At 53.6% G+C, this 13,865-nt stretch carries 10 protein-coding genes and 1 pseudogene; 10 read left to right on the top strand and 1 reads right to left on the bottom strand.

Annotation, left to right across the window (positions count from 1 at the left end; genetic code table 11):
• Positions 1 to 39: 39 nt before the first annotated feature.
• The 3 genes and pseudogenes from K2F33_RS25430 (at position 40) to K2F33_RS25420 (ending at position 6,576) form a co-directional block, all read left to right on the top strand.
• Positions 40 to 2,033 (top strand): annotated as a pseudogene (locus tag K2F33_RS25430) (alpha-glucuronidase family glycosyl hydrolase).
• Between the two features lie 46 nt (positions 2,034 to 2,079).
• On the top strand, positions 2,080 to 4,449 hold the full coding sequence (locus tag K2F33_RS25425; RefSeq protein ID WP_263879430.1) for a glycoside hydrolase family 2 TIM barrel-domain containing protein: 2,370 nt from the start codon (positions 2,080 to 2,082) through the stop codon (positions 4,447 to 4,449).
• A 720-nt stretch (positions 4,450 to 5,169) separates the two neighbouring features.
• A complete protein-coding gene (locus tag K2F33_RS25420; RefSeq protein ID WP_263879428.1) occupies positions 5,170 to 6,576 on the top strand; it encodes a sensor histidine kinase in 1,407 nt (468 codons plus the stop codon).
• Here K2F33_RS25420 and K2F33_RS25415 read toward each other — a convergent pair.
• A complete protein-coding gene (locus K2F33_RS25415; RefSeq protein ID WP_089547068.1) occupies positions 6,563 to 7,150 on the bottom strand; it encodes a response regulator transcription factor in 588 nt (195 codons plus the stop codon). The genes K2F33_RS25420 and K2F33_RS25415 overlap by 14 nt on opposite strands.
• Positions 7,151 to 7,428: 278 nt before the next feature.
• Here K2F33_RS25415 and K2F33_RS25410 point away from each other — a divergent pair, with 278 nt between their 5' ends.
• The 7 genes from K2F33_RS25410 (at position 7,429) to K2F33_RS25380 (ending at position 13,862) form a co-directional block, all read left to right on the top strand.
• Entirely contained in the window at positions 7,429 to 7,878 is a 450-nt protein-coding gene (locus K2F33_RS25410) for a hypothetical protein (RefSeq protein ID WP_263879425.1), read from the top strand.
• A gap of 18 nt (positions 7,879 to 7,896) precedes the next feature.
• A complete protein-coding gene (locus tag K2F33_RS25405) occupies positions 7,897 to 8,949 on the top strand; it encodes a phage tail sheath subtilisin-like domain-containing protein (protein WP_076166449.1) in 1,053 nt (350 codons plus the stop codon).
• Between the two features lie 38 nt (positions 8,950 to 8,987).
• On the top strand, positions 8,988 to 9,422 hold the full coding sequence (locus K2F33_RS25400; RefSeq protein ID WP_318671264.1) for a phage tail tube protein: 435 nt from the start codon (positions 8,988 to 8,990) through the stop codon (positions 9,420 to 9,422).
• A 138-nt stretch (positions 9,423 to 9,560) separates the two neighbouring features.
• Positions 9,561 to 9,959: a phage tail assembly chaperone gene (locus K2F33_RS25395; protein ID WP_084203702.1), complete on the top strand. Its 399-nt coding sequence runs from the start codon at positions 9,561 to 9,563 to the stop codon at positions 9,957 to 9,959.
• Positions 9,960 to 10,189: 230 nt separating this feature from the next.
• Positions 10,190 to 12,196, top strand: coding sequence for a phage tail tape measure protein (locus tag K2F33_RS25390; protein ID WP_263879423.1), 2,007 nt, complete (start codon positions 10,190 to 10,192; stop codon positions 12,194 to 12,196).
• Positions 12,196 to 12,855 (top strand): LysM peptidoglycan-binding domain-containing protein, encoded by a 660-nt coding sequence (locus K2F33_RS25385; protein ID WP_263879420.1) that lies wholly within the window; start codon positions 12,196 to 12,198, stop codon positions 12,853 to 12,855. The genes K2F33_RS25390 and K2F33_RS25385 overlap by 1 nt, the downstream gene beginning before the upstream one ends.
• Positions 12,852 to 13,862: an XkdQ/YqbQ family protein gene (locus tag K2F33_RS25380; protein WP_263879418.1), complete on the top strand. Its 1,011-nt coding sequence runs from the start codon at positions 12,852 to 12,854 to the stop codon at positions 13,860 to 13,862. The genes K2F33_RS25385 and K2F33_RS25380 overlap by 4 nt, the downstream gene beginning before the upstream one ends.
• The last annotated feature ends 3 nt before the right edge of the window (positions 13,863 to 13,865 follow it).

The following is a 13,865-nucleotide window of genomic DNA, read 5'->3' as shown; positions in this document are numbered from 1 at the left end:
GGCTGGCTCAGCTATACGAATAATGAATCACTCGCCGGGATGAAGGAACTGACCCAAATCGCGGTATATGGCAATTCGGATGTAATCGATTCCGCGCTCGCCGAACTCACGCACGGCATTCGTGAAATGACAGGCACCCTTCCTGCCATCGTGTCAGACCCGGATCGGCAGGTGCCGAACCTGATCCGGCTTGCTTTACTTGAGAAGATCGGTGTACCGGAAGAATGGATGGATGCAGCACGAATCAAGGATCTGGGGGAAGAAGGGTATGCCATCCGGCGTCATCCCGAGAACGGCGGCGGTTCGTTGTATGTGATGGCGAATACGGACAGGGGCCTCTTGTACAGCACATTTCATCTGCTGCGGATTCTGCGGACCGGACAGGAACTGGAGCAACTGGATGTGACGGACAGACCGCGGAATCCGCTGCGCATGATGAACCATTGGGACAATATGGACGGTTCCATTGAGCGGGGGTATGCCGGCAGATCGATCTTTTTTCAAGATAACCGATTTGTTGAGGATGACGCCCGTATCCGGGACTATGCCAGGCTGATGGCATCCATCGGCATCAACGGCATCGCGATAAACAACGTCAATGTCCACCGGACGGAAACGCAGCTGATTACACGGCAGTTTCTGCCGGACGTGGCGAACGTGGCCGGGTTCTTCCGCCGTTACGGCATCCGACTGTTTCTCAGCGTCAACTATGCAAGCCCGATGGAGCTTGGCGGACTGGACACGGCCGATCCGCTGGATTCCCGGGTGGGCGATTGGTGGAAGGAAAAAGCAAAAGAAATATACGAATATATTCCCGATTTCGGCGGATTTGTCGTAAAAGCGGATTCGGAGCATCGTCCGGGCCCGTTTACATATGACCGTACGCATGCGGACGGTTCGAACATGCTGGCGGAAGCGCTGGAGCCGTTCGGCGGGCTCGTCATTTGGAGATGCTTCGTGTACAACTGCCTTCAGGATTGGAGAGACCGGTCAACGGACCGGGCACGCGCAGCTTACGACCATTTTAAGCCTCTCGATGAGCAGTTCAAACCTAACGTCATTCTCCAAATCAAAAACGGTCCGATGGACTTTCAGGTCCGTGAAGCGGTATCCCCGCTCCTTGGAGCCATGCCCGGCACGAATCAGATGCTGGAGTTTCAAATCACGCAGGAGTATACGGGACAGCAGAAGCATCTGTGCTATCTTGTTCCCCAGTGGAAAGAAATTCTGGATTTTGATACGTTCGCCCAAGGCCAGGGCACCGAGGTCAAGAAAGTGGTCTCCGGGGGATCTATCCTTATCGAGCCTGCGGGATCGCCGCCGTCATCAACGTGGGAGACGACCACAATTGGACCGGGCATACGCTGGCGCAGGCCAACCTTTACGGGTACGGCCGCCTTGCCTGGAATCCGGATCTGACCGAAGAGGATATCACGGGCGAATGGATTTCTTTGACTTTTGGTGATGATTCCTTGGTGTTCGAGGAAGTGAAGCGCATGCTTGCAGACTCCTGGCATGTTTACGAGAGCTACACCTCACCGCTTGGCGTCGGCTGGATGGTCAACCCGGGGCATCACTATGGACCGAATGTCGACGGGTACGAGTATTCGGTGTGGGGGACGTATCATTTTGCCGATTGTCACGGCATCGGCGTAAACCGGACGGTCAAGGACGGAACCGGCTTTGTCTCCCAATATTTCCCCGAAAATGCACAGCGGTATGAATCGCTGGAATCGTGCCCGGATGAGCTGCTGCTGTTCTTCCATCACGTTCCGTACAGCCATGTGCTTCATTCCGGCAAGACGGTAATCCAGCATATTTATGACACCCATTTCGACGGTGTGGAGGGTGTGGAGCAGCTGATCGGGCGTTGGAGCAAGCTGGAAGGTCATATCGATGAATGGCGCTACCGGAATGTCTGGGAGCGGCTGCATATTCAATTGGAGCATGCCAAAGAATGGCGGGATGTCATCAATACGTACTTTTACCGGAAATCCGGTATACCGGATGCAGCCGGCCGAACCATCTATTAGTCATTCAACGATCATATCCCTTACGAGGAGAGCAGGAGGTAGGCTCATGACAGAACTGACAATGGAAGCGGGAACCCGAAGCAGGAAGATGAGCTCGTTGAATACGGGCTGGTTGTTCGCCCTGGGAAACTACGCAGGCGCCCAGCAGCCGGATTTTAAAGATCAGGAGTGGCGTAAGCTGCAGGTTCCGCATGACTGGAGCATCGAGCAACAGGTGGATCCCGCCATGGCATTCGGCGGCATGCAGGCTTATCTGCCGCGATGGAACGTGGGATGGTACAGAAAGCACTTCCATATCAAGTCGCCATCCAACAAGGAGCGCGTCTATATTCAGTTTGATGGGGTTCATCATAACAGCGAAGTATGGATCAACGGTCATTTCGCCGGAAAACGGCCATACGGATATGTCAGCTTCCAATACGATCTGACCCCTTATATCAAGTGGGATCAAGACAATGTGATCGCGGTCAAGGTGGACAATACGCCGATGCCATCCGACCGGTGGTATTCGGGCTCGGGTATTTACCGCAACGTATGGATGATTCGGACGGATGAGCTGCATGTTGCAGCGTGGGGAACTTTCATAACAACACCGGAGATCCACCCGGATAAAGCAACGGTCCAGGCGCAAATCCGGGTTAACCATCATGGCGAAGAGCCTGCGGATTGTACGGTTATTACCGAATTCGTGGACAGCCGGGGTGTAGTCTTGGGGAAATGTGAGTCTCCGGTGACCGTATCTCCTTCCGAGGAGGTTACGGTCGATCAGGAAACGGTGATCCCCTCTCCGCATTTGTGGTCGCCGGACCAGCCGGACATGTATTATGCCCGGACAACGATTGTTCGGGATGGATCTGAAACCGATGAATATATAACGCCGTTTGGCATCCGTGAAGTCGTTCTGGACCCGAACCGGGGCCTCATTCTCAACGGGGTGCCTTTGAAGCTGAAGGGCGTGTGCATCCACCACGATCTGGGCTGCCTGGGTGCAGCCTACAATAATCAGGCCATGAAGCGCAGGCTGGAGAGGCTGAAGGAAATGGGCTGCAATGCGATTCGCTTTGCCCATAACCCGATGGCTCCGGAGCTGCTTGATCTATGCGACCGCATGGGCTTTCTGGTCATTGATGAAGCGTTCGACAAGTGGAAATCGCTGTATTATGAGCACCTGTATGATGATTGGTGGGAGAAGGATCTGGAGGCGATGCTGATCCGGGACCGGAACCATCCAAGCATTTTCCTGTGGAGCGTCGGCAATGAGGTCGAAAACCAGGGACAGCCATCCATGCTGGTTATGCTGAAGCAGCTTACCGACTACTGCCGCAAGCTGGATCCAACACGCCCTGTCACCTGCGCGCTCGAACCGCATAACGTGCCGATCAGCCTGCGCGAAGGCCCGATTGAAGACAAGGTCCTGCATACGAAAAAGATGGCGGAGCTGGTCGATATTCTGGGGCTTAATTATCAGGAGCAGTGGTATGAGCATTACCGGGAAGCGATGCCGGATACGCTGATCGTCGGCACTGAGACGTTCCCCTACTACCGGGGGGAAGGCAACCGCGTAAAGGGCTACCTTCCGGTCAATCCTTGGTTTGATGTCGAGAAGCATGACTATGTTATCGGGCAATTCGTCTGGGCCGGGATTGATTATCTGGGAGAGGCTTCATACCCGTACAAAGGCTGGGCATCTGGACTGATCGATACCTGCGGCTTCCGCAAACCGATTTCTTATTTGCAGCAAAGTTTCTGGTCGGAAGAGCCGATGGTTCATATCGCCGTGTTCGATCCGGCACAAGAGGATGCCGGCGCGCAGTGGACGCTGCATTGGAAATCACCTGGGCTCGCGAGCCACTGGACCTTTCCCGAGCAGGCGGGCAGATTGATGAGGCTTGTTACGTTCACCAATTGCGAGAGCGTGGAGCTGATCATGAACAACGAATCGTACGGCGTGCGGAAGCTGACGGATTACCCGAACCGCCTCATGGAATGGCATGTGCCCTACCATGCCGGCACCATTCGTGCGGTCGGCCGTAACGGCGATGCGATAGTATCCGAGTATGAGATGAAAACGGCAGGGGCGCCGCATCGGATCGTGCTGGACACCGACCGCTCCCTGCTGAGGGCGGACGCCCGTGATATCGCACATATCGAAGTCAGCGTCGTGGATGAGCAGGGGATCGTCGTTCCGAATTCGGACTTCGAGTTAAGCTTCGACATTCAAGGTAAAGGTGAGATCATTGGCGCTGATAACGGGGATCTGCGCGACCACGAGCCCTATAAGAGCAGCCGCAGGGAAACCCGCGGGGGCCGATGCCTCCTAGTCGTTCAGGCGGGACTGGAGGCCGGCGAAGTGGTGATCCGCGCAGCTGGGGACGGTTTGGCAGAGGGTGAACTGCGGATTAAGGTGGAAGAATAGGCCTATGAAAAGGGCAGCAAAGGACGATGAAATTCGTTCTTTGCTGCCCTTTATTCTGTTAAACCGGTCTCATCGCCGTTTCACCGGTTCGGGCAGATTTCCGTAGCAGCCGCAGCTCGGAAAATTTTAGGGATACGCTCGACACAGTATGGGTTTTGAAGAAATCCATAGTATTGCGGATGCTTATGTATATGGCTGGGGGATCCCGGTTGCGGTACACTATTCCATTATAAATTAAGGTATCGGGAAGGATACTTTTTTTGATTGGGATCTGGTAAGATTGTGCAGTGCAGCCCGATTATGTATATGTATCTGGCGATTCGGCAATATGTTGATTCCCCGAGAAGTGACCGAAAGGATACCCTATTGCCATGATAGGTAACCTGAAAGAGAATAGGCCGGAATCCGTTTTTTTTGCCATCAAGATGTCAATGGTCTTGCTGAATGGGTGAGCCTGTTTTGGACCCGCAAGCATGGGGAAGTGGGCAGTGACATATATGTTAAAGTCCGAATCATAGCATATGCCGAATAGCTTATCCAAGAGCTTGGATATTGTAAAAAAGGAGGGGAATAGAAGGTCAGAAAGTAAGTGTAATACTTTTGCGAACATGGCATGGAGGTCTGTGATTCTGGCACGGAGGTGGATGGGTTAGCACCCAACCCATGAAAATAATATACATACTCATGTTTGTTTCTTTATGGTCTTTAGGCCTGTTTTTTTTGGCCAACCGCACCCGCTCGACGGTATGGATCGGCTTGACTATACTGCTTGGCGGATCTGCCAGCTTCGCATTTGCGTTGCATCTGTCTATCATCCCCTACATTCCAGCCGATTGGTTATCCCCCGGGCTGAGTTACTTTCTTTATTGGCTTACGGTAGCCGCCATGCATATTTATTTTTACGTTCTGCCGTACGTTTACTGTATGGGAGGGTTATGGCTGAATGAGAGCGTTACCGGTTTTGTTAAAAAGGTGCTGACGCTTGCGCTGCTGCCTGGTCCATGGCTGCTGATGGCGGACCATTGGGCCCATGAACCTTGGAATCAGTTTGAAGTCGCCCGTTTTCGATGGTGGGACGGACTCTATATCGCCGCCGGAAGCTTTGGCTACATCCTTGCCTATTTTAAGGAGAAGAGCGAAGCAGCGAGACGCAGACAGTGGCGGACATTCGTGCTGCCGCTGGCAATGCTGTGGGCGTATACGAGCGATTACATCGGCTTTGAGCATTTGGAGTTGGGCTGGTGGTCGTTTCACTTGGAGAGCAATGGAATGTGGGAGGCCAACTTTATCATGATCTTGGGGACGGTGGGGTTTATTATTTTTTATATCGCCAGATCCGGGTTTCTCGGCATCAAGCTGCGAATCGAACGGGAGCGCATTGACTATTCCATCCGGACGCTGACCATGGGCGTCTCCATCCTGAACCATTCCATCAAGAACGAAATCCAGAAAATCGATTATTTGGCCGAGAAAAGCCGGGTTCAGCTGGAATCGGGACAATCGGATAAGGCGGCGCATACGATCGCACAGGTTCATGGCTTAACCGCCCATTTACTGCACATGGTCAACCGGATCAAGGATAAAGCGGAGGACGTCGTCCTGCATGAGGGGGAGCACGATATCCGGCAGCTGATCGATTCCGTCGTCGCGTCCGCCGGCTCGCTGATCGAGCGCCGTCCGGCCACGATAACCTCGCGTTACGACGCAGAAGGGCGGCTATACTGCGATTCGGTTCACGTCGCGGAGACGCTATCCAACCTGATCCGCAACGCGCTTGACGCGCTGCCTGCCTCCGGTGGAGGCATTGAACTCCATACGGCTACCACCAGACGGGAGTTCCGGATTACCGTACAGGATAACGGCGCAGGCATTCCTCCCGAACATCTGGCCAAAATATTCGAGCCGTTCTTTACGACCAAAAAGCATGCTCTGAACTACGGGCTCGGTCTGTCCTATTGCACGAGTGTCATGTCTAAACACGGCGGGAAGTTATCCGTTGCCGCAAGCGAACCCGGGAAGGGAACGACGATCGTTCTCCATTTTCCTTACGACAGGTTCAAGCCATTGTCGCCTGCATTCAAACGGCAAGCGGATTCCCGGAAGCTCGACCAGGTCAATCCATTTTGAAATGGGTCAGCTTGTTTTTGATGCTGCGCAGCTGGGACTTGATCGTATTCGTCGATTTGTGCAGCTTCTCGGAAATTTCCCGCTTGCTTAATCCGTTCTTCCTCAGATCAAACACTTCTCTCTCCATGGGCGTCAGCTCCATGAGCTGAACCTCGCTCCGCATGATCCGGGCGGCATCGGAATGGATCGCTGCCCGGCCATGATGCGCTTCCCTAATCGCGTGAACGATATCCTGATAACTCGATTTATTAATATAATTCAGCGCGCCGAGCCTGAAAGATTTCATGACGACTTCCGCTTCCGTAATGGAGGTGAGCATGATGATCTTCACGGGCTCATTTCCGGGCAGGCGCAAAATAAGCTCGGCCGCTTCCAGCCCGTCCAGGTTGTTGCCGGTCAGATTGATGTCCATCAGGACGATGTCGATCCTTGATTTTGCAGCGGTCTCGACAGCCTCTTCTTTGGTTGCGCAGGCGGCAATCATCTCAATATCAGGCTCATCGGACAAATCGCTGCTGATGTGATCCCGCCAAAAAGGATCGTCCTCGACCAGCATCACTCGAATCCGCTCCATTTCAAACCCCCTTACAGAAGATTACAGTTGCATAAAGTATAGCAGAACCTACGAGTCCGCAGGAGGATGAATTCTTCTCACCCCCAGGTGAAGAAAGTTCATCCTGTTCGTCATGCGCTCCTTCCGCCTATAATCCGAAATGCAGCGGGTCGGAGAACCCGTGCAGAAGCTGACTGAAGGAAGTGGGGAACGGATGATTTGATAATGGAATTATGCTCGGTAAAGGATACACTGCGCTATGCTTTGTGTCCGGTCCGGCCCGGAAGAGGTGAAAACATGTGTCGGTAAGCGACAGCATCAACCGAATGTCGGCGCTGATTCTGGCCAAATTTCCGGGAGCGGGGATCCACCGGTATCAGGAGCCTGCCGCAGCATCGCCGGGCGATTTTACCGTTTTGTTCAAACAGGAAACGAGGAAAGCGGTGAACCGGGACCACACGCTGGTCGATCGGGAGTATGTGATCCAGGGGTTTGGCGGTGATGCGGAGCAGGCGGTACAGGCAATGGAAGCCTTAAGCAAGTTTTTGATGAATGAATATCCTGCCGCTCCCCCGGAAGCTGGACCATCCCAGTTTAGAATCGACACGATGACGCTGACCGCGCCCGAAAAGCTGGATAACGGGGTGTTTCGGTGCCCTGGAACGATACAAATCCAGTCACGGGAAACTGTGGCCGGCCCGATGTTCGAGAAAGTAAGACGCGTCGAAGTACGCACAAACAATTTATAGGAAGGTGGCATGTAGAAAATGGGTGGAGCATGGGATCCGATCAGTTTACCGGTTAGGCCGGGGCTGTACATTAACTTTGTGGAGGCGGCTGCCGCACAAATCAAAGGAGGGGCTCGCGGAACGGTCGCCCTTCCGTTGTTCCAATATGCAGGAGCCGAAGCGGGTAAATTTTACACAATTGAGAAAGAGGCTGAAGCCATTCAGCTGTTCGGTGCGGAAGCGGTGGGCCCCATCCGGCTGATTTTGCAGGGTGGTGCCAAAGAAGTATTGGTATATACGGTGCCTCCGGTAGAGGGCAACGTCACGCCGGCTGTATACACATCCATTCGGGACGTCTTTGGATCACGGCCGTTTAACGTATTTGTGTATCCGGATGAAGTTCCTGCCGAAGAGCGCAAAGCCACCCAGCTGTGGTGTAAGGACAACCGTGAAGACGAAGGCAAGCATTTTATGACCGTGTTCGGCGGGTCACTCGAAGATGATCTGGATCCGGCTGTGGGAAACAAGCGCAGCACGGACCTCGCCGACGAATACGCGGTGAACTTGATTACGGGCGTAGAGATTGGCGGAACAGCGTACAGCTCGGCCCGCTATGCCCCATACATTGCCGGACTGATCGCCGGAACAGGCATCAACAAATCGATAACATATACGCCGGTCATGGCGGCGGATGTCGTTAAACGCCTTAAAAACAGCGAAATCAATGCGTCACTGCAGAAGGGTTCGCTCGTTCTTGTCCACGACGGGGAGAAAGTAAAGGTCGAGCAGGGGCTCGTAACAGGCAAGAAAAAGATCCGGGCCATGCGCGCACGCCAGGCGATTTCGACCGATATTCCGAAAGCGGCGGCGGAGGCTTATATCGGCAGGCTCGATAATAACGCGGACGGTCAGGCTGCGCTAATCTCCGCCGTGAAAGCCTATCTGGAACGACTGGAACTGAACAACGTGCTGACCGATATCGTCGTTACCCTGGATCCGGACCGCAAGTCTGAAGGAGACAGCGTATTTCTTCTGATCGGCTTTACGGAAATTGACAGTATGGAGCGGATATTCTTAACGATTAAGGTGTAGACAACGATAAATGCCTAATATAACTGGGAGGGATTATTGTGCTGGATTCGACCCGCGTAATTAACGGGACTTATGGATATGTGTACCATGATGGAACTTGGCTGACCAACATCAAATCGGCCGAGGCAAACGTCGAAATTACGAAGGAAGAGATTAAAAGGGCAGGAACCCGCTGGACAGCGCACAAGGTGACCGGACTTAGCGGAACAGGTACCATCTCCGGTTACAAGGTGACTTCCGAGTTCGTCGAACGGATTGGCAAGATCGCTGATGACAGCAAGGGCACATTCATTACCGAGCTGATTCTGAAGCTGGAGGATCCCGAATCGTATGGAGCATACCGTGTTCGGCTCAAAGGCGTGACATTCGATAAAATTCCCCTGATGCATTTTGAAGTCGGAGCCATCGTGGAGGAGGAGCTTCCCTTTAATTTCACAGGCTATGAGCTTCTTGACAAAATAACAGCTGAGTAAAACCTGCTCGGAATGCGGTGGAGACACGAAGCCGGAAGGGACCTGGCGAAGAGGCGGGCACATCTACTCGCCGCAGGGCTCTCCGCTTCACCCGCTGCGGAAACATATACAACGATATATAAAGGAGATGTATGAACCATGACGATAACGGATAACCGACAAATCAGTGTGCTGCAGGCGCTGCTCAGCGCGGACAGCAAGCCGAAGCGCGACATCCCGATGAAAAGGCTCGGGGTGGACTTCCAAATCCAGGCGCTGGACGGGAAAACGATCCATAAAATCCAGGAACAATGCACGCATTATACCGGCAAAGGAGCAAAACGGGAAAAAGTACTCGACGAGGAACAGTTCGGCGCCCTGGTGATTCAACGGGCCTGTCTAATCCCGGACTGGAGCGCCAGAGAGCTTATCGACAAATACGGGTCGCCAACGGAAGCCATTTTGGGAGTACTGCTGGCCGGCGAGATTGCAAAGCTGTCCTCCGAAATTCTGGAGATCAGCGGTTTTGACAGTGACGAAGACGAAATAAAAAACTGATTAAGGCGGGCGGCGAGGCTTTTCTGCTGCATCTGATCTTTCAGCGGCATCATCTTCCGCCTGACGTGGTATTCAACAAGGATGAAGGGACGAAGCGGTTTATGTATGCTTCGATGATGCTGCAGCTGGAGGAAGAGGAGAAGATACGGCGAGAAGAAGCGAGGGCTGCCCGCAGGAAAACGCCGTAGGACCTTAGACGGTCTACACGGCAGGCAGGGAGGTGAGGAAGATTGGCTTCGTCTTCGAACAACAACGGAGGCGGCGTTCAGATATCGGGTAAAAGCATGAACAGCCTCAAGCAATATAACAAAATGATGAAACAGCTGCAGACGACGACGATCAGCCTGGAGCAGTTTAACGGAATCGCCCAAATGAGCGAGGAAATGTGGAAGGCAGGCGATTTGAGCGCTCAGGTCACGAGGCAGCTGTTTGCGGTCAAAATGGCGGCCGGCGACGCGGTCACGACGGTGACGAAAGGGGTCTCCGGAGCGGCCTCGACGATCTACAGCGGAATTTCCGGGGCATTCTCGAAAATTGGCCAGGGTGTGTCCAAGGGAATCTCGGTTGGTGCCAGGACGGCAGCCAAACCGTTTGCTGCGGTCTGGAGTAAGGTAAAAGCGATGAAAGCAGCAGCCGATCAGAAGGAAGCGGATGAAGATGCCGCTGCGGAAAGGGCGAATTATTTGTACGGCACGCCGATTCCGAAGAAGAAAGGGATCAAGCGGCTGCAGAAGATCGTCGGATCAAGCCCGATCCAGGATTCGGAGAAGCAGATGAAGATGCTCTCTGCGGTCACGGGTACAGCCAGCAGCATGCTCGGTGCTCTAAAAGATAAATCTTTCGAAGCGGCCAAGGTGTTCAGTACCGCCATGGGCACGCTGCGCGCTTCCTCAGGTGCGGGACCCGGTCAAATCCAGGGGCTGACGGAATCGCTGAAGAAAGTCGGCGGTCAGGTGCCGCAGAACCTGAACGAGGTCGCAAAAGTGATGGGAACCCTCAGCGGAAAGGCAAAAATGTCGGGCTCTCAGCTGGAAGCCATGTCCAAAGCGGTGCTTGACGCCTCCAGGTTAGCCGGTGCGGGCAGCGGGGAAGCGGCGGAATCGGCAGCCAAAGTGATGGACATTTGGGGCAAAAAAGCGAACGAGGGAACCGGAATGATGGACCAGTTCTACGCGGCCAGCCGAGCAAGCGGCGTGGGAATGGGCGACTTAATGAAAAACATGACCCAGATCGGTGCACCGCTCCAGTCGATGGGCCTCGGATTTGAACAGTCGATGGCTCTTCTCGCCCAGTGGCAGGCCCAAGGCCTTACGCCCATACAGGATGCTTTGAAGAAGGATCTCCCCAACGGGGGGATTGCGAAGATCGCAAGCGACATCAAGGATGCTGCGACGGCGGCGGATGCGGCTAGCATCGCCACCAAATATTTCGGCGAAAAGGTGAGTTCCAATCTGGTCACGGCCCTAAGGGGCGGGCAAGTCGAGTTTGCGGGTGTCATAGCCGCGATGAATTCGGCCAATGGAGCCATCCAACAGCAATCCGGTCAGGTGAAGACGTTCGGTGATCAATGGGATCAGCTTCAGAACCGGATTACGATTGCCCTGGCTCCGCTCGGGGAGGCACTTCTTCCATTTGGTGAAGCGATGGCTTCCGTCATCGAAGTGCTTGCCAGAGATTCGGATATCGTGCTGGCCACCATCGGTTCGATGGCAGCTCTGCTTCTTGGCGTGTTCGCCCCTGCATTGTGGGCTTCGGCAGTGGCCGGGTGGGCACTAGTCGCGCCGTTCCTGCCGATCATCGCTGCGGTCCTGCTCGTCGGCGCTGCCGTCGCGGGGCTAGCGTACCTGTTCAAATACCATATGGATGCGATCATGGAGTCCGTCACAAAAGTAGCCAATGCCATCGGGTCGTTTTTTGGTTTTGGAGATGAGGAGAAAAAAGTCTCCATCGATGTAAACCGGAAAAGCGCGGGGCAGATCACCGCAAACGGCGGACCTGTTCCGGGACATTATCATGGTATGGATTATGTGCCATATGACGGAATGATCGCTAGGCTTCATAAAGGGGAACGAATTATGACGGCCAGCGACAACCGTGAATTTACCGGCGGATCTGCCGGAAGCGGGTCGATATCTATCACAGGCAACACTTTTCATGTTCGCCAAGAGTCGGACATCGATGCGATTGCGCGGGCACTTGCCAGGGAAATCAAAGCGGCAGGAGGTTTGATGGCGTAATGGCCTCATTGGAATTTTGGCTGAAAACGATGGATGAGACGGAATGGCTGCAGCTGCCTGTAAATCCTGAGCAAATATCGGTCAAAACCTCGCATGGTTATGAGGATGTCCAGGTCACGCAGCTGGGGGAATATACGGTCATCGGTGAGGCGCTGCTTAAAGAATATTCGCTTTCGTCCTTTTTTCCGCGCGATTACCACCCCGGGTTCTGCGAGTACGAAGATATTCGGGATCCTTGGGAAACGGTGGAGATGATCGAGAAATGGATCAAAAGCAGGCGCCCTGTACGGCTGGATATAACGGGGACGAAAATCAAAGGGCTGGTTACCATCCGTTCCTTCCAGTACACGGAACGAGCGGGTAATCCAGGGGATGTTTTTTACGAGCTGGAGTTAAAAGAGTATGCCGAAGTCCGGTTCCGTCAGGTTGAAACCACCGGTTCGGGTAAAGCAACGATCATTTCTGGAGAACAGCGTCCAGATGCCAGAGTCAGACCGGCAGCGTACGTTGTGGTTCCCGGCGATACCCTGTGGAAAATATCCCAAAGAACGCTGGGAAACGGGGATCGGTGGAGAGAAATTTATGCGGCAAATGAAACGGTAATTGGAAAAAATCCAAACCGGATTGTCCCAGGCCAGAAGCTGGTGATTCCATCATGAGCTGGAGCGTGGAGTACCAAGATGACCAACAGAACGTTCATTTGGACCCGATCGTCAAATCGGTCAGCTGGTCCGGCGATATTAAGCAGGCTGCCCGCAAGCTGGTTGTGGAGCTGTCCAACACCGGTGATCAGCGGGAGATATACATGACCTATAAGAAGGGCGGCGAGCTTCGCCTGATCTGGGATGAGAAGCTGGAATTGTTCCGGGGTGTGCTGTTTGCGGATCAGCTCAACTCTAAAGGACAGATGACGCTGACAGCGTATGATGAGAACATTTACCTGACCAAAAGCAAGGATACCAAAATATTTCGGAACATGACCGCTTCCTCTGTGATCAAGAAACTGTGCGGCGAATTTTCAATTTCTACCGGTGAAATCCAGGATACCGGTTATGTAATCCCTAAGCTCGTGTTCCGCGACAAAACGTTGTTTGAGATGATGGTCATGTCGCTGACCGAGTCCCAGAAGCAAAACGGGGAGTGGTATCATCTGACTTCACGGGAGGGCAAACTCCAGCTGCTTGCCCGTAAAGAGCAGTCGGTCAAATGGGTGCTGGAAAACGGGGTAAATGTGCTGGACGCGAGTTATTCCCAATCCATCGAAGACACAAAGACCCAAATTAAAGTGGCTGGAGGGGATGCAGCCAAAAAAGAAATATCGGCAGCAGCCAAGGATGGGGAATTAATACGGAGGTTCGGTGTCATGCAGCACTTGGATAAGCCCGAACAAAGCATGACCAAATCCCAAATGGAGCAGCGGGCGAAGCAGCTCCTTGCCGATTTGGGCACCATTGAGGACCAGGCCCGGATCGATTGTCTGGGTATCCCTGAGGTTATTTCGGGTTCCTGCGTATATGTAAAGGAAAGCGTCACCGGCATCCTGGGAGGCTATTACGTATCTGCGGACGATCATCGGTTCGAACGGGGCAACCATACGATGTCGCTCACGCTGTCGGCGACGGACGACATCCCCAAGATGGAATACAAGGAAGCGAAGGGAGGCTAAACG

This window comes from Paenibacillus sp. PSB04 (assembly GCF_025809195.1).
Lineage (GTDB): Bacteria > Bacillota > Bacilli > Paenibacillales > Paenibacillaceae > Paenibacillus_AQ > Paenibacillus_AQ favisporus.
This window is presented reverse-complemented; position numbering and strand designations above follow the sequence as displayed.

Coding starts and splice junctions, on each gene's coding strand:
- K2F33_RS25380 (WP_263879418.1), top strand. CDS start 12,852: ATGAGCTGGAGCGTGGAGTACCAAGATGACCAACAGAACGTTCATTTG.
- K2F33_RS25395 (WP_084203702.1), top strand. CDS start 9,561: ATGACGATAACGGATAACCGACAAATCAGTGTGCTGCAGGCGCTGCTC.
- K2F33_RS25385 (WP_263879420.1), top strand. CDS start 12,196: ATGGCCTCATTGGAATTTTGGCTGAAAACGATGGATGAGACGGAATGG.
- K2F33_RS25415 (WP_089547068.1), bottom strand. CDS start 7,150: ATGGAGCGGATTCGAGTGATGCTGGTCGAGGACGATCCTTTTTGGCGG.
- K2F33_RS25405 (WP_076166449.1), top strand. CDS start 7,897: ATGGGTGGAGCATGGGATCCGATCAGTTTACCGGTTAGGCCGGGGCTG.
- K2F33_RS25425 (WP_263879430.1), top strand. CDS start 2,080: ATGACAGAACTGACAATGGAAGCGGGAACCCGAAGCAGGAAGATGAGC.